Here is a 1,499-nt window from a genome sequence, read left to right as displayed (position 1 = left end):
TAATATATTCACGACCAATGCGACAGTACTACCATCAGCAAGAGGAACGTCAAACGTCTCAGTAACTCGCTCACCAGCGCCCAGTGCTTGTGCTGCAGCTGTTAGAGTTAAATCATAAGTGCTATTCGCACCTATGGTTAGGTCACCATAAGTTCCAGAAACCACTGTTCCGACAGATGCTAAGCTACTTCCGCCAACGGCAATTTCACCAGTTATTGAAGGTAGGACATCTTCTTGTAAGGTACCTACTGCCTGACTTATGACAGGTAAACCTGTTGTACCAGTTATATCTAGTTGCAACGATGTATAAGTTCCGTCGCTCATAGGAAGAGTGAATACCTGTTGAACTACAGTACCTTCAGCAATGTCTGCCGCAGAACGAGCAATAAAGTTGTAGGCACCCGTCGCATCTATGATTAAACGTCCATAGTCGCCATCAATTTCGGTCGCAACGTATAACAATGGACCAGGGTCATTTGCTTGCCCTGCAACGGTAAACAGAGCATCTGTTATTTCGCCAAGAAGTGATGTCGTGATACTCGCCAGTCCATCAACGGTTGCGCCAAGCAGGCTAAATACGCCACCTAATAGACTAAAGTCATAAGCGCCTGTTACATCGACTTCGACTTGGGTAATACTGCCGTCGTTCAGACGAACCTGGAAAACCTCTTTACCAATGTCTCCACTTTTTAGATTGTTTGCTAGCGCATTAACGCTATAAGACCAGTTACCGTTGCTATCAATAGTAAAGTCTCCAAACAAACCAGCGGTCGTTCCAGCCTCAAAAGCAAGGCCTGGATTATCTGGGTCAGTGGCCGTTAAGGTACCACTTATTGCAGAGGACGCATCCTCGTGAATTGTCCCGCTACCTGTCGATATCACCGGCACGTCATCAGTACCAGTAACCGAAACATTGACAGTTGTTGTTGAGCCATCTGATAGGTTGACCGTAAAGGCATCATTACCTGTCGCTCCCAACGCTAAAGCGTCAGCGCCAGAGTTTGTTGCATAAGACCAGAAACCACTAGCATCAACAGTCAAATCACCGTATAAACCTGGAATTGTCGCAGCGATGAATGTTGGTGCTGTACTGTCAGGATCAGTTGCTGTTAACAAGCCGGTTACCGTAGGAGTAACATTTTCAACTACAGAGGCTGCTGAACTTGAAACCGTTGCTAGTGTATCAGTACCCGTCAAATTAATAGTGATTGTGGACTGGGTGCCGTCGGCTAATTCAATGGTAAATAGTTCAGTTTCTGTTTGACCAACGGCTAATAAGTCAATGGCCGCTGTCGGTGTATAAACATAATTACCTAACGCATCAATCGTAAGGTTGCCGTACGTACCTGTTAAATTAGCAGTAACAAAGCTATTTACGTCGGTTAGATCTGCATCCGTTACGTTAACTTGACCGGTCAAGCTCAGCTCACCTTCGGTCAATGCCGCAACAACTGGCGTTATAACCGGAACATCGTTTGTACCGGTTAAATCAACCGTAA

At 45.7% G+C, this 1,499-nt stretch carries 1 protein-coding gene; it reads right to left on the bottom strand.

From position 1 onward, the window contains the following. The coding region (locus AC4E96_RS04900) for a VCBS domain-containing protein (protein WP_490255055.1) at window positions 1–1,499 on the bottom strand (1,499 nt) is incomplete at both ends.

The sequence above is a fragment of the Psychrosphaera sp. genome (genome assembly GCF_982872775.1).
This window is presented reverse-complemented; position numbering and strand designations above follow the sequence as displayed.